Here is a 23,596-nt window from a genome sequence, read left to right on the forward strand (position 1 = left end):
TCACATAAAAAAACCTTAACTGTAAAAGTCAAGGTTTGGTCATGCGCTCATTAACACATTGTCTTGACTTATTTCTCCCACCGAAAAATAAGGGGTTTTTAAAAGCAGGTCTCCTGGCTTATGCTTCATTTTACTTCTGCATCCTTCCTAGTTTGACTAGTGGGTCTTTGCAGGTTCATCCACATTTACAGTAGCGGGGGCTGCACCGGATTTACACCGATTTCCCTATTATCCTCCTTAGAGGCACTTTTAAAATCATTTATTCTTTATTGTAACGAATTTTATAACCATTCACAATAACGATTTTCTTCTATTATTATATATTACTGTGTTTATACTTATTTGGGTCTCGTATGCTATAATAACAATTATTTTCCAAACATCTTATGAAATAGCTAGGAAGGTGCTCGTAGTTGAAGAAAAAAATCATTTATATCTTTATTAGTTTGCTTGTTCTTTACATAGCAATCATGTCTTTTTGTATGTATCAAACCGCTCATCAGCCTGTTCCGCAAAAAGCAGATTATGTGCTCATTTTAGGTTCCAAAGTAGACGGAGATCAAATGTCTCCTAGTTTAAAAGAACGAGCAAAAACGGCTTTATCTTATTTAAAGACTCATAAACAAACAAAAGTTATCGTAACGGGTGGAAAAGGATCCGATGAAGAAATTTCTGAAGCAGAAGCAGCCTATCGTTTTCTACGAAAAGAAGGAATTAAAAAGAATCGAATGATAAAAGAGGATCAGTCAACTTCTACTTTTGAGAATTTCACTTTCACTAAAAAGAAAGTTGATATTCAACACAAAAAAGTCGTGCTTGTTAGCAGTGATTTTCATTTATTTCGCGCCTCTATTATTGCCAAGCGTCAAGGTTTTGACGTTTATCCTTTAGGTGCAAAGACACCAAATTCAATTAAACTTCAAGCCTACTTTCGTGAGTATGCTGCTATCTTAAAAACGTGGCTGTTTGATAAATAAATAGAGTACACCCCTATACAAACGAAAAACACGGCATGAATTCATGCCGTGTTTTTTATTAATCATCCGTATCGATAACTGCTTTTGGTAAACCCGTGTATTTCGCCCAGTAGAAAATACCGATTGAAACAAGAGCAATTAAAATTAAGTCAAGCGGGTTGCTTAGCACACCTTGTCCTCCACCAAATGAGCCTAGGTAAGAGATAACAAGCATAATAATATAATAAGCAACTAGCCACCAAGCAGATTTAAGCTGCTGTGCAAATTTTACAACGTCAGTTGGTACGTATTTCTTAAATGCTACGTAGATAACAACCATTAGAAGCTGTGATCCTAGAAGCCAAGAAATTGTCGTCCATCCTGACCAATATACGATGTATGAACAGAAGATAAATGACACGGGAGCAATAACGCTCATGCCTTTTAATTTGAAAGGCTTTTTAAGGTCTTTTGCATTTACTCTGAATGCAGCAGCTGAAATTGGCGCAATCGCATAAGACAGAATAAGTGCTACTGAACATACGTTTACTAGCGCTTCCCAAGAAGGAAATGGCAGTGTCCAGAATACGGACATTCCAAACGATAGCCATAGTGACGCACGTGGAATTCCTGTTTTCTTATCTACTTTTGAGAAACGTTTAAATAGTGTTCCATTACGAGACCAAGCATAAACTAAACGAGAAGTTGTATTCATGAAGATGTTCCCGTTACCGCCTGGTGATAAAATAGCATCAAAAATAACAAGCGTTACTAACCAGCCAAGGCCTAAAATAAGTGCAATATCTTTAAATGGTAAAGAGAATTGCTCTTGAATTGTTCCCCATCCTCCTGATAGCATATCAGCCGGAATGTTACCAATGAACAATACTTGCAGTGCTGTGTAAATAATCGCTGAAAGTACAATACAGATAATGAGCGCGATTGGAATATTACGCTGCGGGTTTTTAACTTCACTGGCTACAGAAACAATAGGGTGAAGTCCTAGGTAAGCAAACATAACGCCACCTGTTGAAATGGCTGCTTGAATACCATTAAAACCAAACGGAGTAAAATCGCCAGTTGTAAAGTTAGCTGATTTAAAGTGATAAGCTAACACGACGATAATTGTAAGAGGAACCGCATATTTGAACACAGATATAATAACATTTGACTTAGCAAATGCTTTTACACTTACGTAGTTAATGATAAAAAATAGCGTTAATAACGCGAACTGAAATAACCAGCCGATTGTAGTAGGCGATTCAGAACCATGTTTAGTTAGACCAGGAAGCCAAAACGCAACATACTGACGTACAGCCGTTACCTCGATGGCAATCAAACTTGTGTAAGCAATAATGGTAATGAATGAAATTAAGTAACCCACTAAATGACCATGTGAGTAAACCGGATAACGGATAATTCCACCGGTACGCGGCAGCGCTGCTCCAAGTTCAGCATACACTAAACCGATAAGTAAAATAATGACTCCGCCAATCAGCCACGAAAAACTTCCGGCTGGACCAGCCTTTGACGCTACGTTACTAACCGCAAATAACCAGGCGGAACCAAAAATAGCTCCCATCCCAATTAACGTTAGGTCAAGTAACGATATTGATTTTTTAAACTTTCCTTGATTTCCTTGATCAGACATAATATCCTCCTTTAAAATTTCCACTCCACATATCTACGCCCTTGCGTCCGATATGGGATTCTTTACATCATCCTCCTCTTACTAAGACCTCACAAGTGGATATGTTAACAAATATTCTCTAAAAAACCAAGTTAAAAACTTTATTTTTTTGTAAAACATCGTTGAATTGCTTATGTATAGCGCATAAATTCCACAGAAGATTTGAGGACTACTCCTCCTATTTAACCGCATTTTTCTTAGGTTAAACATAAAAGAATATTCAAACTATTTACCGTAAAAAAGGGTCTGAGATATAACGAAATCAACCGCTAGAAGCAGCTACATACGCAACACCTACGCTTGCCATACCAATAAAAAAATCCGAACGATGAATCGTTCGGATTTTGCTTTAATTAAAATAATGTTGTCCGTGCCTTTTTTTGCTTATTTAAATACTTTTACACGTTCACTTAGTGGTTGAAATTCTTTTTCACCCGCCGGTGACACGGGATTACCAAATGGCATTTGAGCAATCAGCTTCCATGAACTTGGAACATTCCAAGCTGCTTTTACTTCATCGTCAATCAATGGATTGTAATGCTGTAAAGTTGCTCCTAGGCCTTCGAGCTCAAGAGCTGTCCAGATCACATGCTGCAGCATGCCTGATGATTGGTTAGACCAAACCGGGAAATTTTCGCTGTAAGATGCGAACTGCTTTTGCAGTCCTTCAACTACTTCTTGATCTTCAAAGAAAAGAACTGTTCCATAGCCGCTTCCGAATAAGTTCATTTTTTGATCCGTATCTGAAAAATTTTCAGCTGGAACAATTTTACGAAGCGCTTCTCTCGTAATATTCCACACTTTATCATGCTGTTCGCCAAATAAAACGACTACGCGTGCGCTTTGGGAATTAAATGCTGAAGGAGTATGTTTCACCGCAAAGTTAATAATTTCTTCAATTTTTTCTTCTGACATTTTTACATTTTTATCAATTGCATAAATAGAACGTCGGTTTTTAATTGCTTCATAAAAATCTTTTCCAACCTGTTGTTGATCACTTGATTTATCAAATAATTTATCTAAAAAACCCATTTTCCACACTCCTAATTGTTTGTTTTTTTAAGCTTAAATTGCATGTTTATACCCTTCCCCCTGATAAAAGGAGATAAACAAGATATAATGAATTCTTATATCTCTAATTCGAGATATTAAACTAAAAAAATATTAATTGAAATTTAATTACTTTATGTAACTTACTTTACAATGATTATTATTACCTGTCAACAGAAAAATTATTTTTTTTTGTTGATCATCAAAAGAGGTTGAGACATAACGAAATGAATCCAATCTAAAATAAACAAATGGGATATATGAGCTGAACCGCTTTTGATACCGCAGTTGATTTCCGTGCACGACTTCGCTTTCCGCGGGCGGCCGCTGAACCTCCTCGTCACTTGCGTTCCTGCGGGGTCTCATCTGTTCCGCTTTTTCCGCAGGAGTCTTCGTCGTGCCCTTCAATCAACTGCTAGAAGGAACGAAACAGGTGAAACCTACGTTCACCGTAATAAAAAAACGAACCGCTAATCAAAAATTTTGATCAAGGGTTCATTTTTTCACTTCGTCTAAAATATTTTTATCTCAGCCTTTTTTATAGATACTTAATGTTCATAAATCATCTTTCGCGTCATTCCCCCGTCTACTACGAGGTTAGCTCCTGTTACAAAATCATTTTCGACGTTTGTTAAGTACATACACGCTCTTGAGATATCGGCTGGCGTTCCTACCCGATTAGACGGATGCTGCGTATGATCGATTTCACGAAGGCCATCGTAGTCAGATGTCTCAATCCATCCTGGAGAAATAGCATTTACCGTGATGTTGTCATCACCAAGCGAAACGGCAAGTGCATGAGTTAAAGCAACGATTCCTCCTTTTGTAGCAGCATAGGCTTCTGTATCTGGTTCAGACATTGAAGCTCTTGTAGAAGCTAAGTTTACAATGGAGCCTCCGCTTTCGTTTTTCCTCATCACTTTAGCTGCTTCGCGAGAACATAGAAACACGCTGCGCAGGTTCGTATTGATAATGTCATCCCATTCATCAATGGTTAGCTCATACGGTGATTTCCAGTGGGAAACGCCTGCATTATTAATCAAAATATGTATCGTTCCATACGTACCGACCGTTTTCTCAACGAGATTTAAAATGTCGTCTTCTTTTCGGACGTCTGTTTTCACAAAAATGGCTTCTCCGCCTTGTCTTTGAATAGCTTCTGCGTGACGCTCTCCTTCGGTTTCGTCCACATCTGCCAATACCACTTTTGCTCCTTGTTTTGCGTATGCGCGTGATACATCTTTTCCTATTCCATTCGCAGCTCCCGTAACAACAACAACTAAATCTTTAAATGACATAGCATCTCCTCCTTATACGCTTTATTCACTTTTTTCTTCGTCTTTAAACAAGTGATCCGTGACGAAAAGAGCAAACGTTTCAGCCGTTAACTTGCATCCAGAAGCTTTTGGATGACCTCCTCCTCCAAGGTGCCCAACAATTTCGGCTAAGTTGATTTCGTCTTTTACTGCACGGAAGCCAATCTTTTGGCGTCCCATGTCCACCATAACGGAAAAGTCGATATCTTCGTTTTCTAGACACAGTGCATTTCCTAGCTCAGACTGATATGTATCTGCAAATACAATGCCTACGTTGTACGCTGTTTTAGCAATTTCAACACTTTCTTTTATGATTTGTTTTTGCTTGTCGTAAATATATTTTTCAATCTTTTTTTCTTCTGCTTCTAGTAAAATTTCGTGTTTGTCCGTAAACGTAAATTCTTGATTTTCAGTATGGTACGATTCACGAAGCGTTTCTAGAATGGTCTCTTTAAATTCTTCATGCGGGATTAGATAATATAGGTGATTGAGGCGCTTTGCTTTCACATTATTTTCATGAAACCAGTCCCATGTATCAAATAAGCGCACAAGTTCTACATATTCATCAAGCAACTCCGTTTTTTGAAGCATGTTGTTGCGCACTAAGTAGTCGTAGAAAAGAGATGTAGCTGCTGTCTTTTTACCGTTTTCGTCTTCTGCAATAACATGAACCCAATCGTATTTCTCAGCTAGTGGAAGAGCAGAGATATGATGGTCAATAAGAGTTATTTTCTGGCCTTTTTTTACCAGTTCATTTAATTTTTCCGCTACTTCATCGTTTACGCTAATATCCGTTATGTATAAAGCTGTGTCTCCATCGTTTTCTTCTTCAATAAAATGCGTCACTGTGTCATTGATGCGGCCAATGCTTACCGTGCTGTAATCAAAGTTGTCGTCGCCAAACGCTAACCGACCCAACAGTGCTGGACTTACCCCGTCTAAATCGTTATGTGAAATTAATTTTATTTTTGTCATCAATCAAAACTCCTTTATTTTCAGTCGCCTTAGTATATGTACCGGCTTGTATATTATAGCAATTTCAACATAAAAATGCTGTTATTTACTTTGAAGAGAAGGAATATCTTCGCAATAAACAAAAGTGAAGTAAACGTTTAGACTTACCTGTATCAAAAGAGAGTGAGACATAACTACATCGATCCAATCAACAGCTAGAAGCAACTACACACATGAAACCTACGCTCACCAATACCAATAAAAAAATCCGAACGAATGTGATTCTCCATCAAGAATCTCGACTCATCGTTCGGATTTTCTTTTAACCAACCTACTTTTGTTTCAGCCTATTTCCACTTACTCTAAATTGCTGTGCTGCTTAAACGCCTGTTCATGATCCGTTTGGTTCAAATTCCCGTATTCTAAGCAAATCGTATCAAACACAACATGAGCACATTGATCAAACAATGAACCAAGCGGCTGAATAGAAGCGGCTTCATTTTCGCTTCGGTATTTGGTTGCAGCGGGAATGTGCAGCAGCTCATCAGTATGAGCAGTTAATGGTGATTCTGTACTAGCTGAAATGCCGATAACTGAACATCCTACTTCTTTGGCTTTTTTAGCTACGCTCACCACTTGCTGTGTTTTTCCTGAACCAGATACAGCCACCAATACGTCACCCGCTGCAATCGAAGGAGTAATGGTCTCTCCTACAACGTATACTGTTGCACCTAAATGCATCAGTCTCATCGCAAATGATTTGCCCATTAACCCGGAGCGACCTTCGCCTATAACAAAAATTCGTTTTGCTTGGTAAAGTGAAAACGCTACTTCTTCTATTTGAGGCTCTTTTATGTGATTCATTACGGTCGTAATTTCATGTAAAATCGTTTGTGTTTTTGTCATTATACGTTCCCCCTGCTCATAAATAAGTCTTGAAATTCAGCAGATGCCTTTACCACATCCGCACTTTTTGTAATCGCTGATCCAATAATCGCAACGTCCGCCTTCATTTGAAGTAATGACGTTGCTGAGGCTGGATTAATTCCTCCTGCTACTGCTATTTGCGCATCTGAATGAAAATACTGCCGCAAATTTATTTGACTCAGCGATTTTCCTTCTTTTTCTTGCTCATCTTTGCTGATATGATGGCAGAAAATAGCGCTTCTATAAATACTTACTTGCTTTTGCGAGCTGCTTGACGTGTTTAATAAATCAACCATCATTTTTTTATTCCATTTTTCGCTGACATTTGCACACGTCTCTATCGTGGGTAAAGGTGATACGCCCATTACTGTTGCTATATCTGCTCCTGCTTGATAGCACATGGTAAATTCATACTCTGCGTTATCAATCGTTTTGATATCTGCTACAATCATCTTGTGCGGAAATGCCTGTTTGATTTTATAAATGCTTTCAATTCCATACTCTTTTATAAGAGATGTACCTACTTCAATCCAATCAACATAGGGTTCTGCCAGCTTGGCAAGGATAATAGCTTCTTCAATTGTGACGCGATCTAATGCTAATTGTATCTTCATCTTTCTTCTCCTCACTTTCTACTAAACCGGTTTAGTAACAACGTAAAAAAAACGAATATTTTGATGAGCTAAAAAGAGCACGCCATAGGCGCTCTTTTTAGCTTAATACGACAACGTTGTTTCTCGAATAATTAATTCACATTCATACTGGTACTCTTCATAAGCTATCTTTTCTTTCAAAATTTGTTTAATAAGTAAATCTGCTGCTTTTGTTCCCATGTCAAAAGCAGGCTGCGAAATCGTGGTAACGGCAGGCGTTGCTACATCTGCGTAAGGAATATTATCATAAACAATTAAAGATAAATCATTGGGGATATTAAATCCGTGTTGTTTAATAAATTTCTGCACTTCAATGAACACTAAATCGTTTCCAGCCAGCAGCGCTGTCGGCGGATTATCGGCTGCAAATAGCTTCTCCAGCGCTTTTTGCATGTCCGCTTTTTTGCAGTTAATAATCATGGATTCATTTACAGGCATATTGGCTGATGTTAACGCTTCTTTGTACCCTTCTACACGTTCAATCCGGGGTGTAATAGTTAAGGGTTCTGTAATGATCGCTATATGCTTATGTCCAAGCTCGAGCAGATGCAAAATAGCCTGTTTTGTGGCTTCTTGGTTGTTCGCCACTACGGATGGAATTTTTCCTTTTACATCATGAATTTTACGATCCATAATAACAACCGGATATTCTTCTTTGATCATCTGCTCATAAAGAGAAGTATTGGCACCCGTTGGAAATAAAATAAGGCCATCTACTTGCTTTGCTTTTAACATATTAATATATTTCTTTTCTTTATCAGGGTCATCATCTGCGTTGCAAATGATGGCATGTATATCTTGCGAATGGCAATAGTCTTCAATGGCACGAATGACTTCCGTAGAAAATCTGTGCATAATATTGGCAACAATAATCCCAATCATCGACGTTCGCTTTTGTTTTAAGCTCCGTGCTAGATAGTTGGGCTGATAGCCCAGTGTATCAATCGCTTCTTTAATTTTCTTTCGCGTTTCTTCGCCCATATATTCGTATCGCTTGTTAATGTATTGTGATACGGTGCTTTTGGAGACATTTGCTGCTTTTGCAACGTCCAGCATAGTAACTTTTTGCATCATGATCCGTCCTTTTCATTCAATCCCTAAAATTATGCTACTCCTAGTGTAAACGAAAAAAACGAAAAAGGAAAAGCCTTCTTGCTAGCAGAAGGCTTTATTTATTAAGCGTACGCAAGCCTAGCTTCTTGAATTTCATGAGTAAAACGTTTCGCTTCCCTTGTTACTTGAAGTAAGTATTCAGGAGTTGGAAGCTGCTTTCCATCCACTAATGTGCTTCCTGCTCCAATAGCAGCTGCTCCGGCTTTAATATAAGCTCCCGCATTCTCAGCCGTAACGCCGCCTGTTGGCATTAACGGAATATGAGGAAGCGGTCCTGCTATATTTTTAAAATAAGCGGGGCCTACTACGCTTGCCGGGAAGACTTTAATCATATCTGCGCCGCATTCATAGGCTGTTAAAATTTCAGTAGGTGTAAAAGCACCCGGAACGCTAATGACTCCGTATCTTTTAGCCGTTTTAATTGTTCGTTCGTTCACCGTAGGGGAAAAAATAAATGACGCTCCTGCCATAATGGCAATTCGTGCTGTTTCTTCGTCTAGAACAGTTCCTGCTCCAATAAACATCGAATCGTCAAATTCATTTTTCAATTCTTTAATAACCTCTACGGCAGCAGGGTTTTCCATTGTGATTTCTAGATTTGTTACTCCACCTTCTTTTAACGCGTAGGCAAGCGGAATAATTCGCTCAGCGCTTGCTCCTCGAATGACCGCTACAATACCGCTACTTGTAATTTTCTCAATATGCATCTCAATTCTCCTTTTCTATCGTTACATTAAGCCGTTGTTTCAACTGGCTTCACACTCTGAACTTCTCTTGGCTTTTTCGTTGCGACAATGGTTAAAACTGCCGCAAGGAATAATGATCCAGCCATAAAGATATAGGAAGCGCCAAACCCTCCTGTTGATCCATTTAAAAATCCTACAATATAAGAACCGGCAAATGAACCAAGTGCCCCCATGCTATTAATTAAAGCCATCGCTCCTCCGGCAACATTACGCGGTAAAATTTCAGGAATAATCGCAAAGAACGGTCCGTACGGAGCATACATCGTTCCTCCGGCGATAACGAGTAAAGTAAAAGAAAGCCAGAAGTTGCTTGTGCCAACTAAATAAGATCCGTAAAAGGCAAGAGCTCCTACTAGTAAGAACGGCCATACAAATGCGCTTCGTTTTAAAAACTTATCTGACAGATATGAAACCGTTAACATTAATACGACTGCTAATACGTAAGGAACGGACGCTAACCACCCTGTCTTCACTATACTCATGTTAGGCGCTGCTTTAATAATAGACGGCAGCCACATAACAAATCCGTAGACGCCAATACTCCATAAAGCATATTGAATGCTTAATAAAATGACAGTACGATTTTTGAAAGCTTCTTTATAGCCTTTAACAGGTTTAATTCCTTCTTGTTCTTTTTGCAGCGCATCGTGTAAGTCTGCTTTTTCTTTTTTCGACAGCCAGCCTGCATCTTTTGGCTCATCGTTTACTAGTTTCCACCATAAAAACGCCCAAATAACAGCTGGAAAACCTTCTAAAATAAACATCCATCTCCAGCCAAATGATTCTAGCAAATATCCAGAAACAATTGACATCCAAAGGACGGTTGCCGGGTTTCCTAAAATTAAGAACGTGTTGGCTCTAGAACGTTCTGCTTTTGTAAACCAGTGGCTTAAAAAAACGAGCATAGCAGGCATAACGGCACTTTCCACTACTCCTAAAGCAAATCGAATAACAAACAAAAATCCGACGTGGCTTACCATACCTGTAGCTGTAGCAAGTGCTCCCCATAAAATCAGAGACCAAAAAATCAGCTTTTTGGCGCTTTTATTTTCAGCATAGTGAGCGCCAGGAATTTGGAAAAAGAAATAACCTAAGAAAAAGAGCGATCCTAATAAAGACGAAATACCTGGCGTAATATGAAGATCTTCTGCCAGCCCTGCTGCTGCTCCAAACCCGTAGTTTGCACGGTCTAAATATGCAAGGCTATACGTAATAAATACGATAGGAATTAACCGAAGCCATCTTTTTTTTGCTAGCTGCTGTTTCATTATCACTTCACTCCTTGTTTTTGGGATTCCATATATTTTTGCAACTGCTGTTCAGTTGGATATCCGTCGTTATCTCCAGGGCTTTGTACAGCTAATGACCCAATAGCATTTGCTCTCATGACAGATTGAGTAAGAGAATCATGTTGAAGAAGTCCGCTTAACAGCCCTACTGCAAAGCCGTCTCCTGCACCGACTGTATCCACTATTTGTTTGACTTTTATTCCTTCAACCATTCCTTGCTCTTTAGCCGTCTTAAAAAAGGCTCCTTGTTCACCTAGTTTAATAACGACAAGCTCTACGCCTGCATCTAAATAGTAAGAAGCGATGTCTTCTGGGTTTTCGTATCCGGTTAAAATTTTCCCTTCTTCAATGCCTGGCAGAACGTAGTTTGCTTGTTTAGCAGCTTCGTTGATTGTAAAAATCATTTCTTCCTTCGATGTCCAAAGAGTCGGTCGCAGGTTCGGGTCAAAGGAAACCGTTTTGCCAGCTGCTTTCATCGAGGTAAGCGCGTGTAGAGCAAATTCACGCATGCTTGCTGACACAGCAAGCGGTATTCCTGTCATATGCATGTGTTTTGCCGCTAAAAAATAGTTTCGATTAAAATCGCGTGGGTGCAAGTGACTGGCTGCCGAATTTTTTCGGAAGTAACAAACTTCCGGATCTCCCACTTCCACTTTTGATTTAATTTGAAAGCCTGTTGAATGTTCGCTATCTACTAGTACACAATCGGTGTTGACCGACTCCTCTTGTAGCCGTTTCATAATAAACGTACCGAAAGGATCATTGCCGACTTTGCTCACCCACCCTGCGCGCAGACCGAGACGAGCGAGACCAATTGCTACATTTGTTTCTGCTCCGGCTAGCTCTTTTGTATAATGCTTAATCTCATACAGCGGTCCTGGTTGTTCTGCCATGAACATCGCCATTGCTTCTCCGAAGGTAATAACGTCTAATGAATTCATTGCACTTCCTCCTGTTCTGCTGCTTGCACCAATGAAATGAAGCGGGGGATTTGTTCCGATTCATCGATTGGAAACTCTAAAGCTTTAAAAATCGAATGAGAAAACCCTTTCAAAATATCTTTCCACATTTCATTTGAATCGTTTGATATAGAGGTTGTTACTAGCTTTCCGCTATTCTTTATTACGTGTTTAATATGAATATAGCCTACAAATGACCTTAGCTTTTTGATTGCTTCCTGGGGTCGTTCCTGTACATAAAGCCAGTTACCAATATCAAACGTCATGGAAACAGGAATTTCGTAAGCGTTATCAAAAAATGCGTGCAAAGATGCTATGTTGCCTCCATAACTGGTTTGATCGTTTTCCACAAATAGATGTAAAGCTGGAAATGCCTGCAATAGCTCCTGCAATTCCCCTATAGGTGATTGTGGCTGATAAAAACCAAGAGAAACTTTTACCCACTGAGCGCCAAGTGATACGGCTTCTTCAAGAATAGATTTTAATTCTTGTTTGTTTAACTCTCCACTTTCTTTCCACAGTTCGATTGGAGCCGAATATACTGTAAAAAGCGGATATCTTTTTAATTCTTCGGCAATAAGCTCAATCTCTTGATCTACTTTTTTCATTAACTCTCTTCGAATTTCCACTCCATGTACTTGCTGTTCATATATTTTCCCAATCATGGTGTGCTGAGAGCTTGTCGTTTCAAATGCATTTAAAGGAATAATGATATGATTCATAAATCGACCTACCTTTCTTATTATACTAGCTAACCACTTACTAAACCGGTTTAGTAAATCGATTTATCTAAATTATAAGACTATTGAAAGCGCTTTTCAAGCTTTTTTTATAAATTATAAAAAAAAGAAACAACACGGCGTTATGCCGTGTTGTTTCTTAGTGATCTTCTGTGCTTTTTACTAAATTGCGATCTTGTTGATAAATATCATAGATTAAGAAACTAAAACCATAGTACAAGACCATGATTACAACTGACTTTGTCATGATAAATAAAGCGCCTAGCCCGATACCAACCAACAGCGTCTGGACACTCAAACGGTCACGCTGAAAAGCTAGCTGTGATAGGAAATAACCAATACCAATTAAAATAGCCAACACCCATGTATTTTGAATGGCTAATACATAGTGACTATATAAATAAAAGCTAGGAAAATAGACGGTGCTTTCTACGAAGCTGGAAATACCGCTGTATGCAAGCCACCACTTTTGCTCTCTTTCCGTTTTAGGAACGGTTGCCTCAATTGACGTGGGCATCTCCTGTTCCACAAAAACCGTTTCTCCATGATCTTTCATCCATTGAAGCATAATGGAAAGAATGATAAAGCCTGCAAAGATTAAAAGCAGCAAATATTCAATCCATGCTGGATACGGAGCCGTCCGGTGAATCGTATCTAGATATACTCCCTGCAACCCCAACATAGAAAATGGAACCGCATGGTATACCATCACCGCAATATAAAATAGTAAAATTAGCACATAAAAAAAGAACTGTTCTTTGTAGTAGCGAATTTTTTTGCCTTCTGAAGCAATTCGCTTAACAGTCACGCTCTCCAAGTACGGACGAATAATGCTTATGATAATAATAAGACACGTAAATACAATCATATAGTTATGTAATCACCTTTTCAACTTCATTATGTAACATTTTTTTCCATCCGCGAGAACAGGTGGTTAACAGCCTCTGTCCTTTCTTATAGTACCAAAAAACTAAACTTTTTGACAATCCTGATTTATCAATTAGGAAGATGAAATAAGCGTAGCTACATTGATACCGCTAATTGTGACCATAGGAGATCCCCCGCCTGGGTGAGTCGTTCCTCCTACAAAATATAAGTTTTTAACATCTTTTGAGACGTTACTTGGACGAAGAAAACTATCCATTTTCCGATTTGAACTCACTCCATACAAAGCGCCTTTAAATGCACCAAAGGTTTGTTCAATTTCACATGGAGTAACAATTCGTTCATGTACAAGCGAGGGCTCAATATCTAAACCAAACTGAGAAAGCTTGCGATAGACAACCTCTCTGTAAGCTTTCATTTTTTCTTGATTCTCTTTTTTTACAGCAGGGGCATTCACTAAAATAAATAAATTATCACCCGGAGCTACCGTGTTATCGGTATACGAAGAATTACAAACGTAAATGGTAGGGTCGGTTGGAAGCGTTTTTTGCTGAAATAGTTCATAGAATTCCTGCTTGTAACCCTGAGAAAAGTACACTTGATGATGAATCAGCTGAGAAAAGCGCTTTTTAACTGCTGCCATAATTACATAGGCTGATATGGAAGGCTCAAACTCAGCTGCTTTTTTGTTTTTAAAATGAGGTCTATCCTGCTCTTTTACGAGTGCCGGATAGGCTTTTAGCAAGTCCCCGTTTACAATAACGATATCCGCGTCTATCTTTTCTTCTCCATTCACTTCCACTCCGACAGCCCGCTTATTTTTTACTACTATTTCAGTCACGCTGCAGTTTGTGTACAGCTTTCCGCCGGCTTTTTGGAACACATGCCCCAGCCCTTTTGCAATTCTAGTATTTCCTCCTTTTACATAGTACACCCCGTCATTCATTTCTAAGTGTCCAATCAGTGAAAAGGTAGCGGGCGATGTATAAGGTGAAGATCCAATATAGGTTGCGTATCGATTAAATGCATTTCGAATGTTTTCATTTCGAAAAAAGCGCTGATGAAACGTATCTACTGTTTCAAACGGCCTTACTTGCAGCAGTGCTTTTAATAGAGAAGGGTTTGTGTAATCTTTCCATGACGAAAATGTCCGGTAGAAAAATTGACTTTTTGCAATGTCATATATTCTTTTTACTTCTTTTAAATAGGCCGGGTATTGTTTAGCAGCAAAGGGGTCAAGACGTTCAAGCTGCTCAATCATTTTTCGTTCTTCGATAGACATGGAAAATTGTGAACCGTCGGTGAAGAAATTATTTGTATGATGCGTTAGTTTAACAAGAGGCATATAGTCTTCTGCACGTTCGCCCGCTTGCTCAAATAACCACTGAAAAACTTCTGGCATTGTAATGGTATTAGGCCCAAAATCAAAAGAATATTCTCCTAGCTGCACAGGCATCATTTTTCCGCCTACGTGCTCGTTTTTTTCAACGATTGTGACATCGAACCCTTTTGTTTGAAGAAGAACTCCTGCAGCTAATCCGCCTAATCCTGCCCCGACAATTAGTACTTTTTTCATTGATAATGCCTTCCTTTCCATTCATATCCCTGCTTTTTTCGTTCACGCTTCATAGAATGGTTCATGAGCAGCATCAGCACAATTGCCGACGCCGGCATAGTAAGAAACAAAAGCCCTTTTTGCTGAGCCGACCGGTCAATTAAAAACCGCTGAAAAAGCATAATGCAAAAAGGAAGAATCCAAAGTATGTTGCCTGTGAATATTCCTGCTATAAACAAAGGAAGCGGCAGCACATAGTAACAGGTAAAAAAAACGCTCAGTATCCAAACTGCTTTAGCGGATCGGCCTAGACCAACAAAGATATTTTTAGCAAACCCATTCCATACTTCTTCAGTTGTTTCATACATATAACAGCTAACGTGAGACGTAATATTGGCTAAAATAACGCGCTGTTTCTTTTTCTTAAAAAGCTGAGCTAGATGCACATCTTCTACTAGTGAAGTTTTAACAGCTTCATGTCCTCCTGCGATCTCATAAGCTTCTTTTTTTATAAACATAAAAGCACCGTGAGCTGCTGAAGCTTTGCTCACCTTGTTACGGTTCGCTACCACAACCGGTAAATAGCTAAAAACAACAACATGCTGAAGCGGAACAACCAATGCTTCTAACCACGTTTTTACGGGAAAACGAGGAAATCCTGTTAAAAGAGCTGCTTTTGTCGCTTGTGCGGTGGCTAAAGTATGTTCTAGCGTGCGTTCTTTGAGCTGTACATCGGCATCTACAAACAATAAATAGTCTCCATTTGCAGCTTGTGACAGCTGGTGACAGGCATGAACTTTTCCTACCCACCCTTCTTTCAGCTCTTTTCCTTCTATGATGGTAAACCTTGAATCCCCGTGAATTTCTTTCCACAGCTGTGTTCGTGTTTCATCTGTGGACTGATCGTCTAGTATGACACATTCTAGATTGCTGTACGTTAATCCTTTAACAGAAGAAATGATTCGCTTTACATTTCGTTCTTCGTTTCGCATTGGAATCAAAATAGAAATGAGAGGCTGAGGTGTTTTTGAATTCAACTTGTATCTATTTAATTTAGGCATTGCTTGAATATTTACAATGGTCAGAAGCAGCATCAAAATAAATAAAAGCATATAGTAAATCATTCTTTCACCTTCGCTTTCCACCACGTTAACCACTCGCTAAGCGTCTTTCGTCCTGTTAATAAAACCGTAAATTCCTCATCGTTTTCTTGAATGATTTTTTGTTTTTGATGATCGAGCTGAGCAGTGACTGCAGCGGCTAGCGTTTTGGTTATATCTTCTCTTGCATTGGCTAAGTCGTAAAAAACAGCTTGCCCTACCCAGATAAAAAGCTCAGGTCGCTGATCATGGCGAAACGTATAATAATATGTAATGGGAATAACTTCAACGTCAGATTGCTTTTTTAGAAGAAAAGCAGGTCCTTCAGAAAAAGCTAACGGTCTTTTCTCAAGATGCTCTTCTTTTCCTTGAGGAAAAACAAGCACCGCTTTTTTATCTTCTAACAGCCTACTGGCAAACCTTAACGATTCCACCGTATGCTTCGGAGACGCTGCATTTACTGAAAAAGCCCCAATTCGTTGAAAAAAAGGAAAATCCTTCATTCCTTGTTCAGACATCATAGCGTATAGATCTGTTTTTAATACCGCGTTATTTAAATAAAATGTCACTAAACCGTCCCACCAGCTGGAATGATTAGCAATTAATAATATTTTTTTATCTTTTGGGAGCTCTTCTATATGTAAATGAATACGATAAAACTGTTTTTTGAGCTGATATGTGACAAACAGTTGAAAAAAGCGCTCAAATATTGAGTTTTTCTTCGGATAAATCATAAGCGAGTCTCCTTTTTATACACAATATAAAGAATAAGAAAAGGAATCATCGTCAGCCATACCACAAGCCACAGGCCATTTACTAATGCTACAATTACAAACATCATGACGACTGCACTATACAAAAACACCATTCTTCTTTCCCATATCGGCTCTTCTTCTTTAGGAACCTTAGCTAAAAAGAAATATACGACCAGCTGAATGAAGAAAGACAGTAAAAACCAGCCGGAGAAATTGGATAAAGGAATATTATAATAAAAGCTGTCCCCTTCCCACACCCAATATTGTTTAACAACATAGGCAACGGGATCAATAGCCAAATCCATAATAACAGCAAATAGCGAACTAATGACCGCATAGGCAATTCCATGGACAATAAACGGCAGCTCCATGCGCTTCATAATTCCGAGAGCTAATATTCTGCTTGTGATTACGACCATAAACCAAGCCGATCCAATGGTCAGAGGAACTCCTAAGATTTTAGCGCCAAAATCTTTTTCATAATCGTAGGATCCAAACAAAAACCCATGTTTAACACCTAGACTTTCGACATAAATAGATGCGCCTGTCACAAATACGGCAACGACCAGTGCCCGCCTTACTCCATAGGCTTTAGCTAGATAAATAAGAGCAAGAAGACTGCTCAAGTGTAAAAAAACAGCATTTGCCCATTCTAACCATGAAGGCAGCAAATCAAATGAAAGCAAAACGACTCCGCATACGTACCAAATAAGAAAAAAACGATAAATACCATTTGTGATCATTGATTCACCTTCTCTCCAGCTTCTTTTTATCAAATTGCTATTATATAAGCTTGTACACATTCCCTCCATTTTCAATGTGCTCTTTTCTATGAGTAGAACACACTCTCTTAAGATTATGTGAAAATAGCCACTGTTAGTACGTTCCCTAAATAAGAGACTTTATTACTTATTTATAAACAAAAATAAAATAAACGTCCATTAAAATCTACGGATGTATAGATTGAAATGACGTTTATTTTTTCTTATGTATATACACTTCTAATAGCTTTTTGGCAATGAGTCCAATAACCAGTCCCGGTACAACAGACAGCATAGGGAGCCAAATTGGGCCTATAAAAACACCGTTGATGGTTGTCACTGAGGAATACATAATGCCTACTGTAACAAAATAAGCACAGGAGACAAAAGGAATAAATGTAAATCTCGATGCGCCGTTTTCTGCTTCTTTAACAGCATCCCAAATTGCAAAAAAATATAAACATGGATAAAACATTAACCACTGCATGTTCATTACCTCGAGGGATTGCTTTGTTTCCCCCAAAAAGCTTAAGCGAATGCCTTCATTAAAATTTGCGCCCATATTAATGAGAAATTCAAGTACAATAAACAAAATTCCTTTTATATGTTTTTTGTTTAGTAATTGTCCAAAGCCTGGCAACGCAATGCTCCATAAAAGAGCTTCTAGTCTAGTCACGTTCTATCCCAACATTTTGACGTATAAAAGAACTCCACAGCATGATATCAGTAGAAATTTTGTCCATAGTTATCAACCTCACAATAATTTACTTATAGTTTTTGTAAATGTAAAATTTTTATACTACATCTCCTTTAATATTTGTAACTTATTGTAAATTGATAAATGTTTTAGCTATTCAACCAGACATTTTCGTTTAGAATTTTCTGTTTATTAAAACAAAAGCGTGCGATATACTAGTTTTATACGTACGAAAGGATGAGAAAGCTGACATGGAAACAAGTTTTTTTTCAATTTTAATACTAGGATTTTTTTTAGGAATTAAGCATGCTCTAGAACCAGATCACATTATCGCTGTATCAACCATTGCTTCAAAAAGTAAAAAGCTGTGGCGCTCTTCGCTTGCAGGAGTATACTGGGGGATTGGTCATACGCTTACGCTGTTTATTTTTGGCATGATTTTAATAGTGTTAAAAAGCAGTATTTCTGAACGTATGAGCATGTCACTTGAATTTTTAGTGGGCATTATGCTCGTTTATCTCGGTTTTACATCGTTTCTGTCTTACAAAAAACAAGTGCATACGCATCACGAAAAAACGTCTTACTTAAAGTCATTAGGCATTGGCTTTGTTCATGGACTGGCCGGAAGCGCAGCGATGGTTGTAGTAACGATGGGCACCGTTACTCACGTATGGCAAGGTGCGCTGTACATTATCATTTTTGGAATCGGCACTTGTCTTGGCATGCTGTTATTTACGACGGTTATTGGAATTCCATTCGTTACAACTAAAAAGCAAGTGACGTTAAACCGCTGTTTGATGCAGGTAACAGGTGCTGTCAGCATTATATTTGGCCTCTATTATATGTATAATTTAGGTGTAAGCGACGGATTATTTAGTCTGTGGTTCTAACAGAGAATGAAACATAATGAAAATAATTCAATCTAAAGACGAATAAGTAGGATAAATGATCTGGACTGCTTGTTCCACAGCTGTTGATTTCTGTGCAAGACTTCGCTTTGTCCTCTAATCAACGGCTAGAACGAACTACATACGGGAAACCTACGTTCACCCTACCAATAAAAAAATCCGAACGAATTTGATTCTCTATCAAGAGTTCAGCTCGTTCGGATTTTTCTTTAACTACTATACTTTTGTACAGGCACTTTAATACTTACGCAAAAGTGATACTTCAGCTTTTAATAACTCCTGCCGGAACAATCCGTATACTTTGACGATTATCTCTTCCACTTCTTGTGTACTAGCAGCTAGTATTCGAATAGCACATCCAGAAATCGGAAGTGCGGAAGCTCCTGCTTTACAGCCTGCCTCTTCGCACAGCTGATGTACTTTCGCTATAAATGCGTCGTCGGCGTTTGGATGAACAATAATAATCGATCCAAAATGAGTATACCCTTCCATTTTCATCATGCCGCGCAGATGGTTTTCTGGCTTCAAGTATAAGTGATCGTATACCTTCAGCTGCTTGTTTACATACAGTTTCAGCTTGGAACGCATAGAGGTATATTGAAACAGCTGCCCATCCGGCGACCACCCCGGGGTGATGCTGTCACACATAAACAAAGCAGCGTTTTCTGCCATATGAACCGTTATTTCTTGGACAAATGCAGCATTTTCATACAAAATAAGCGGGTCTGGTATATATTCCATGATGGATTGTTCTTCAAGGGTTATGCACGTTTCTTGTAAAACAGCTGCGTTCGGTGTTTTGTACACCTTTGTCGCAGATTGAGTAGTAGCAGTCAGCTGAGCATTTTTCTCGACCGTTATCATCGTTTTGTATTTGTCTCCGCTCACGTATCCCCCGCCTACGTGAAGCATATAAACAAAAGGTGATTCAGGAGTCATGTAAATAGGTCTGGCAACTTTGAAAGCCCCGTAATGATAAGTATCTTTAATAACCGTTCGCTCACTGTTTCTTTCTGCACGAAGCTCTAAATAACCCGTGTAGCTCATGATTCAAGGCCGATTAAAAAGGCCTCTTTTTTGATCCATTCTATCACTTGATTGAGCCCTTTATCTTCTTTTAAATTGGTGAAAACAAAAGGCTTGTGCCCTCTCGCTTGGATTGTATCTTTTTCCATTACTTCTAAACTGGCTCCTACATATGGGGCTAAATCTGTTTTGTTGATAATGAATAAATCAGATTTAATCATTCCTTGACCGCCTTTACGCGGGATTTTTTCTCCTTGTGCTACATCGATGATATAAATTGAAAAATCAACGAGCTCTGGGCTAAACGTTGCGGCTAAATTATCTCCTCCGCTTTCTACAAAAATAAGTTCAACATCGGGGTGACGTTCCACTAACTCATCAATTGCAGCAAAGTTCATGGATGCATCTTCTCGAATAGCTGTATGAGGACATCCTCCTGTTTCTACTCCTACGATACGATTTTCTGGCAAAATACTGTTTTTTACTAGAAACTGTGCATCTTCTTTTGTGTAAATATCGTTTGTAATGACTGCCATACTGAGCTGCCCTTCTAGCGCACGCGTTAATCGTTCTACTAACATTGTTTTTCCTGCACCAACAGGTCCACCAATTCCAATTTTAATTGCATCCATTTTTTATGCCTTCATCATTCGAAGGCCTTCCCTCCTTTTTTATGACATGAACAATCGAACATGCAGTTGTTCATGCTGCATTTGAGCAATTTCTAACCCTGGTGTCACGGCACCAAATTCCTCTTGATCTGCTTGCAAAATATGCTGAAGCGCTTGCTGCAGCAGCGGCTGAAAAAGAACGAGCGTTTTTTGCCCGTCGGTTTGGCCGATTGGTATGCCGCGAACAGCATTTTGAATTAATGAAGAGGTGCTAGCGTACAAATGACTTAAAATTGCCTCTTCTTTTGTAATGTTTAACTGCAGGCTGGCTAATGCAAATACAACAGCAGGATGTCCGTACGCCTTCTTTGCTTTTACTTCACTCATATACTTTTCTAAATAAGAGCCTTGAAATAACTCTAAGCAAAGCTTTAACATGCGCTGGCCCACCCGTCTTGTCCCTTCTCTTGTTTCTTTTGACAAAGCAAGAGCGTATAGTTCATGATCAATTCTCATAATTTCGTTAAACTGGTCACGAACAGCATACTCATAAGCCAGCCTGCATGCTAAGCCGTCCGTATACGTCAGCTGAACATCAAGGTATGTACGAAGCGCTTCTTGAAAGGTTTCTGTGTCGTAAATTTGATTTCGCTGAATATACGTTTCAAAACCAAACGAATGCGAAAATGCACCCGATGGGAAATTCGAATCACATAGTTGAATCAGCGAAAGCAATGAATTAGTCATGACTATGTCCGATATGCTTAAAAGCTTGTTTTACTTTTCTTTTTTCGCGCTTATAGGGAATATCGAGCTGCTGAAGTAGTTCTTCGACTAAATAATCGTACTGTACAAGCATGTCTCCACCTTCAAACTGCGCCGGCAAATGGCGGTTCCCAAGCTGATGAGCAATTTCTCCCATCTGCTGAATATCAATCGGCTGAATGGTCAAAATATCGTCTGCCAGAACTTGCACAACAATCATATTGCTTTCATCCATAAATAGTACATCGCCATCAACTAACTCGCGGTTTTCTTTCAGACGAATTCCGAGTTCCTTACCGTGATCTGTTACAACGCGCTGAACGCGTTTTACTAAGTGATCACTTTCGATATATACCTTTTCTATATGTGGAGCTCGTTTTTCTAATGTTGCTATATTTCCGATAATTTTTTCGATTACCATTTTTTCACCTCAAAATAAAAAGTATCGCTGCGCCATAGGCACAACTTCTGCCGCTTCACATGTAATCATTTGTCCATCTATTTTTACTTCGTACGTTTGGGGATCAACTTCAATCTTAGGCATTTCTCCATTTAACTTCATATCTGTTTTTTTTAACTGACGAATATCTTTTACTGGTTTAAGCAGCTTTTGTAACCCTAGTTTTTCGCCCACTTTGTTCTCATACGCTGCTTTTGACACAAACGTAACGGAGGTTTTAGCTCTTGCTTTTCCATAAGAAGCAAACATCGGACGATATAAGACCGGCTGTGGGGTTGGAATTGAAGCGTTAGGGTCTCCCATTAAGCTGTGAGCAATTAAACCGCCTTTTACAATCAAGTCAGGCTTTATTCCAAAAAACGCTGGCTCCCATAGGACTAAGTCAGCTATTTTCCCTGTTTCTACAGATCCTACGTATTCGGAAATTCCATGAGCGATAGCTGGATTAATCGTATATTTAGCTACATAGCGTTTGACACGTGCGTTATCGCCGACTTCGCTGTCACCATCAATTTTTCCTCGCTGCTTTTTCATCTTATCAGCTGTTTGCCACGTTCGTGTAATCACTTCTCCTACACGTCCCATTGCTTGAGAATCTGAAGAAATCATACTGAATACACCTAAATCGTGTAAAATATCTTCAGCTGCAATCGTTTCTTTGCGAATGCGGGAATCAGCAAAAGCGATGTCTTCTGGTACAGCAGGATCAAGATGATGACATACCATGAGCATATCTAAATGCTCTTCAAGCGTGTTGACCGTATAGGGTCTTGTTGGATTAGTTGATGATGGAAGCACGTTTGGAAAGCTTGCCATTTCCATAATATCAGGTGCATGCCCGCCTCCAGCTCCTTCAGTATGGTAGGTATGAATGACTCGATCACCAATTGCTGCAATCGTATCTTCAACAAAGCCGCCTTCATTTAAAGTATCTGTATGAATCGCAATTTGAACATCGTACTCGTCTGCTACTTGCAGGCTTGTGTCAATGGCAGATGCCGTGGTTCCCCAGTCTTCGTGAAGCTTTAGTCCAATTGCTCCTGCTTTAATTTGTTCAATTAAAGGCTCTTTCGCACTTGCATTTCCTTTTCCTAAAAAGCCAATATTCATCGGAAATGCTTCAGCGGCTTCAAGCATTCGTTCGATATGCCACGCTCCGGGTGTACAAGTGGTAGCCTTTGTTCCTGTAGCAGGTCCTGTTCCTCCTCCAATCATCGTTGTCACGCCAGAGGCAAGGGCGGTTTCAATTTGCTGCGGACAAATGAAATGAATATGCGCATCAATACCGCCGGCGGTTACAATTTTCCCTTCAGCTGCAATTACTTCCGTACTCGCACCAATGATGATGTCTACTTCATCCATCAACAGCGGATTACCCGCTTTTCCAATAGTTTGAATGAGTCCATCTTTTATTCCAATATCTGCTTTATATATGCCTGTATAATCAACGATAATGGCATTTGTCAACACTAAGTCCGCTGCTTCACTTCGCGTTGCAAGAGGGTGCTGCCCCATTCCGTCACGAATCACTTTTCCTCCGCCAAACTTCACTTCATCTCCGTAGGTTGTGAAATCTTTTTCAATTTCAATAAATAGCTCTGTGTCTGCTAAACGAACAGCATCTCCAACGGTTGGTCCAAACATATCTGCATACTGACGTCGCGACATTTGAAAACTCAT

At 39.2% G+C, this 23,596-nt stretch carries 24 protein-coding genes and 1 riboswitch; of the genes, 2 read left to right on the forward strand and 22 right to left on the reverse strand.

From position 1 onward, the window contains the following. Positions 1–86 precede the first annotated feature (86 nt). Positions 87–266, reverse strand: a riboswitch (cobalamin riboswitch). A 147-nt stretch (positions 267–413) separates the two neighbouring features. Beyond that, positions 414–977 (forward strand): YdcF family protein, encoded by a 564-nt coding sequence (locus ACNHOZ_RS09080; protein WP_033579429.1) that lies wholly within the window; start codon positions 414–416, stop codon positions 975–977. Positions 978–1,035: 58 nt separating this feature from the next. Here the strand turns inward: ACNHOZ_RS09080 and ACNHOZ_RS09085 are convergent, their stop codons facing one another. From ACNHOZ_RS09085 to ACNHOZ_RS09165, 17 genes are all read right to left on the reverse strand, one after another. Further along, on the reverse strand, positions 1,036–2,607 hold the full coding sequence (locus tag ACNHOZ_RS09085; RefSeq protein ID WP_028412838.1) for an APC family permease: 1,572 nt from the start codon (positions 2,605–2,607) through the stop codon (positions 1,036–1,038). Positions 2,608–3,030: 423 nt separating this feature from the next. Next, a complete protein-coding gene (locus tag ACNHOZ_RS09090; protein WP_048019030.1) occupies positions 3,031–3,678 on the reverse strand; it encodes a nitroreductase family protein in 648 nt (215 codons plus the stop codon). A 566-nt stretch (positions 3,679–4,244) separates the two neighbouring features. Next, positions 4,245–4,994 carry a glucose 1-dehydrogenase gene (locus tag ACNHOZ_RS09095; protein WP_048019029.1) on the reverse strand — a complete coding sequence of 250 codons (750 nt, stop codon included), beginning with the start codon at positions 4,992–4,994 and terminating at the stop codon, positions 4,245–4,247. A 21-nt stretch (positions 4,995–5,015) separates the two neighbouring features. Then, a complete protein-coding gene (locus ACNHOZ_RS09100) occupies positions 5,016–5,987 on the reverse strand; it encodes a DHH family phosphoesterase (protein ID WP_033579432.1) in 972 nt (323 codons plus the stop codon). A 336-nt stretch (positions 5,988–6,323) separates the two neighbouring features. Beyond that, positions 6,324–6,872 (reverse strand): 6-phospho-3-hexuloisomerase, encoded by a 549-nt coding sequence (gene hxlB / locus ACNHOZ_RS09105; RefSeq protein WP_033579433.1) that lies wholly within the window; start codon positions 6,870–6,872, stop codon positions 6,324–6,326. Continuing rightward, on the reverse strand, positions 6,872–7,507 hold the full coding sequence (gene hxlA / locus ACNHOZ_RS09110) for a 3-hexulose-6-phosphate synthase (RefSeq protein ID WP_048019028.1): 636 nt from the start codon (positions 7,505–7,507) through the stop codon (positions 6,872–6,874). Before hxlA ends, hxlB begins: the two co-directional genes overlap by 1 nt. 102 nt (positions 7,508–7,609) lie before the next feature. Further along, complete coding sequence (locus tag ACNHOZ_RS09115; RefSeq protein WP_047750584.1) at positions 7,610–8,620, reverse strand: LacI family DNA-binding transcriptional regulator; 1,011 nt, start codon at positions 8,618–8,620, stop codon at positions 7,610–7,612. Between the two features lie 101 nt (positions 8,621–8,721). Beyond that, on the reverse strand, positions 8,722–9,366 hold the full coding sequence (locus ACNHOZ_RS09120; RefSeq protein WP_014459503.1) for a bifunctional 4-hydroxy-2-oxoglutarate aldolase/2-dehydro-3-deoxy-phosphogluconate aldolase: 645 nt from the start codon (positions 9,364–9,366) through the stop codon (positions 8,722–8,724). Positions 9,367–9,392: 26 nt separating this feature from the next. Continuing rightward, on the reverse strand, positions 9,393–10,673 hold the full coding sequence (locus tag ACNHOZ_RS09125) for an MFS transporter (protein WP_013083743.1): 1,281 nt from the start codon (positions 10,671–10,673) through the stop codon (positions 9,393–9,395). 2 nt (positions 10,674–10,675) lie between these two features. Beyond that, positions 10,676–11,635, reverse strand: coding sequence for a sugar kinase (locus ACNHOZ_RS09130; protein WP_048019027.1), 960 nt, complete (start codon positions 11,633–11,635; stop codon positions 10,676–10,678). Further along, positions 11,632–12,375, reverse strand: a complete 744-nt coding sequence (locus ACNHOZ_RS09135; RefSeq protein ID WP_048019026.1) for a sugar phosphate isomerase/epimerase family protein — start codon at positions 12,373–12,375, stop codon at positions 11,632–11,634. Before ACNHOZ_RS09135 ends, ACNHOZ_RS09130 begins: the two co-directional genes overlap by 4 nt. A gap of 157 nt (positions 12,376–12,532) precedes the next feature. Then, positions 12,533–13,261 carry a hypothetical protein gene (locus tag ACNHOZ_RS09140; RefSeq protein ID WP_048019025.1) on the reverse strand — a complete coding sequence of 243 codons (729 nt, stop codon included), beginning with the start codon at positions 13,259–13,261 and terminating at the stop codon, positions 12,533–12,535. Positions 13,262–13,393: 132 nt separating this feature from the next. Beyond that, positions 13,394–14,854 carry a phytoene desaturase family protein gene (locus tag ACNHOZ_RS09145; protein WP_048019024.1) on the reverse strand — a complete coding sequence of 487 codons (1,461 nt, stop codon included), beginning with the start codon at positions 14,852–14,854 and terminating at the stop codon, positions 13,394–13,396. Further along, entirely contained in the window at positions 14,851–15,957 is a 1,107-nt protein-coding gene (locus ACNHOZ_RS09150; protein WP_048019023.1) for a glycosyltransferase, read from the reverse strand. Before ACNHOZ_RS09150 ends, ACNHOZ_RS09145 begins: the two co-directional genes overlap by 4 nt. Then, the gene (locus ACNHOZ_RS09155) at positions 15,954–16,667 is read right to left on the reverse strand and encodes a lysophospholipid acyltransferase family protein (protein ID WP_048019022.1); all 714 of its coding nucleotides are present in this window, start codon (positions 16,665–16,667) and stop codon (positions 15,954–15,956) included. The genes ACNHOZ_RS09150 and ACNHOZ_RS09155 overlap by 4 nt, the downstream gene beginning before the upstream one ends. Beyond that, positions 16,664–17,431: a carotenoid biosynthesis protein gene (locus ACNHOZ_RS09160; RefSeq protein WP_048019021.1), complete on the reverse strand. Its 768-nt coding sequence runs from the start codon at positions 17,429–17,431 to the stop codon at positions 16,664–16,666. Before ACNHOZ_RS09160 ends, ACNHOZ_RS09155 begins: the two co-directional genes overlap by 4 nt. 232 nt (positions 17,432–17,663) lie before the next feature. Next, positions 17,664–18,125 carry a hypothetical protein gene (locus tag ACNHOZ_RS09165; protein ID WP_033579442.1) on the reverse strand — a complete coding sequence of 154 codons (462 nt, stop codon included), beginning with the start codon at positions 18,123–18,125 and terminating at the stop codon, positions 17,664–17,666. Between the two features lie 272 nt (positions 18,126–18,397). On the opposite strand from ACNHOZ_RS09165, the gene ACNHOZ_RS09170 reads away from it, so the two are divergent. Further along, complete coding sequence (locus ACNHOZ_RS09170; RefSeq protein WP_028412823.1) at positions 18,398–19,036, forward strand: HoxN/HupN/NixA family nickel/cobalt transporter; 639 nt, start codon at positions 18,398–18,400, stop codon at positions 19,034–19,036. 255 nt (positions 19,037–19,291) lie between these two features. Here ACNHOZ_RS09170 and ACNHOZ_RS09175 read toward each other — a convergent pair whose 3' ends face one another. Genes ACNHOZ_RS09175 through ureC form a run of 5 tightly spaced genes read right to left on the reverse strand, consistent with a single transcriptional unit; the run spans position 19,292 to position 23,596 of the window. Next, complete coding sequence (locus ACNHOZ_RS09175; RefSeq protein WP_048019020.1) at positions 19,292–20,101, reverse strand: urease accessory protein UreD; 810 nt, start codon at positions 20,099–20,101, stop codon at positions 19,292–19,294. Then, the gene (gene ureG / locus ACNHOZ_RS09180) at positions 20,098–20,712 is read right to left on the reverse strand and encodes an urease accessory protein UreG (protein ID WP_028412821.1); all 615 of its coding nucleotides are present in this window, start codon (positions 20,710–20,712) and stop codon (positions 20,098–20,100) included. Before ureG ends, ACNHOZ_RS09175 begins: the two co-directional genes overlap by 4 nt. 39 nt (positions 20,713–20,751) lie before the next feature. Next, positions 20,752–21,438: an urease accessory protein UreF gene (locus ACNHOZ_RS09185; protein WP_048019019.1), complete on the reverse strand. Its 687-nt coding sequence runs from the start codon at positions 21,436–21,438 to the stop codon at positions 20,752–20,754. Further along, positions 21,431–21,877 (reverse strand): urease accessory protein UreE, encoded by a 447-nt coding sequence (ureE, locus tag ACNHOZ_RS09190; protein ID WP_048019018.1) that lies wholly within the window; start codon positions 21,875–21,877, stop codon positions 21,431–21,433. The genes ACNHOZ_RS09185 and ureE overlap by 8 nt, the downstream gene beginning before the upstream one ends. A gap of 9 nt (positions 21,878–21,886) precedes the next feature. Further along, positions 21,887–23,596, reverse strand: coding sequence for an urease subunit alpha (gene ureC / locus ACNHOZ_RS09195; protein WP_028412818.1), 1,710 nt, complete (start codon positions 23,594–23,596; stop codon positions 21,887–21,889).

Source organism: Priestia sp. D51, assembly GCF_053345675.1.

Coding starts and splice junctions, on each gene's coding strand:
- ACNHOZ_RS09085 (WP_028412838.1), bottom strand. CDS start 2,607: ATGTCTGATCAAGGAAATCAAGGAAAGTTTAAAAAATCAATATCGTTA.
- ACNHOZ_RS09090 (WP_048019030.1), bottom strand. CDS start 3,678: ATGGGTTTTTTAGATAAATTATTTGATAAATCAAGTGATCAACAACAG.
- ACNHOZ_RS09095 (WP_048019029.1), bottom strand. CDS start 4,994: ATGTCATTTAAAGATTTAGTTGTTGTTGTTACGGGAGCTGCGAATGGA.
- ACNHOZ_RS09100 (WP_033579432.1), bottom strand. CDS start 5,987: ATGACAAAAATAAAATTAATTTCACATAACGATTTAGACGGGGTAAGT.
- hxlB (WP_033579433.1), bottom strand. CDS start 6,872: ATGACAAAAACACAAACGATTTTACATGAAATTACGACCGTAATGAAT.
- hxlA (WP_048019028.1), bottom strand. CDS start 7,507: ATGAAGATACAATTAGCATTAGATCGCGTCACAATTGAAGAAGCTATT.
- ACNHOZ_RS09115 (WP_047750584.1), bottom strand. CDS start 8,620: ATGATGCAAAAAGTTACTATGCTGGACGTTGCAAAAGCAGCAAATGTC.
- ACNHOZ_RS09120 (WP_014459503.1), bottom strand. CDS start 9,366: ATGCATATTGAGAAAATTACAAGTAGCGGTATTGTAGCGGTCATTCGA.
- ACNHOZ_RS09125 (WP_013083743.1), bottom strand. CDS start 10,673: ATGAAACAGCAGCTAGCAAAAAAAAGATGGCTTCGGTTAATTCCTATC.
- ACNHOZ_RS09130 (WP_048019027.1), bottom strand. CDS start 11,635: ATGAATTCATTAGACGTTATTACCTTCGGAGAAGCAATGGCGATGTTC.
- ACNHOZ_RS09135 (WP_048019026.1), bottom strand. CDS start 12,375: ATGAATCATATCATTATTCCTTTAAATGCATTTGAAACGACAAGCTCT.
- ACNHOZ_RS09140 (WP_048019025.1), bottom strand. CDS start 13,261: ATGATTGTATTTACGTGTCTTATTATTATCATAAGCATTATTCGTCCG.
- ACNHOZ_RS09145 (WP_048019024.1), bottom strand. CDS start 14,854: ATGAAAAAAGTACTAATTGTCGGGGCAGGATTAGGCGGATTAGCTGCA.
- ACNHOZ_RS09150 (WP_048019023.1), bottom strand. CDS start 15,957: ATGATTTACTATATGCTTTTATTTATTTTGATGCTGCTTCTGACCATT.
- ACNHOZ_RS09155 (WP_048019022.1), bottom strand. CDS start 16,667: ATGATTTATCCGAAGAAAAACTCAATATTTGAGCGCTTTTTTCAACTG.
- ACNHOZ_RS09160 (WP_048019021.1), bottom strand. CDS start 17,431: ATGATCACAAATGGTATTTATCGTTTTTTTCTTATTTGGTACGTATGC.
- ACNHOZ_RS09170 (WP_028412823.1), top strand. CDS start 18,398: ATGGAAACAAGTTTTTTTTCAATTTTAATACTAGGATTTTTTTTAGGA.
- ACNHOZ_RS09175 (WP_048019020.1), bottom strand. CDS start 20,101: ATGAGCTACACGGGTTATTTAGAGCTTCGTGCAGAAAGAAACAGTGAG.
- ureG (WP_028412821.1), bottom strand. CDS start 20,712: ATGGATGCAATTAAAATTGGAATTGGTGGACCTGTTGGTGCAGGAAAA.
- ACNHOZ_RS09185 (WP_048019019.1), bottom strand. CDS start 21,438: ATGACTAATTCATTGCTTTCGCTGATTCAACTATGTGATTCGAATTTC.
- ureE (WP_048019018.1), bottom strand. CDS start 21,877: ATGGTAATCGAAAAAATTATCGGAAATATAGCAACATTAGAAAAACGA.
- ureC (WP_028412818.1), bottom strand. CDS start 23,596: ATGAGTTTTCAAATGTCGCGACGTCAGTATGCAGATATGTTTGGACCA.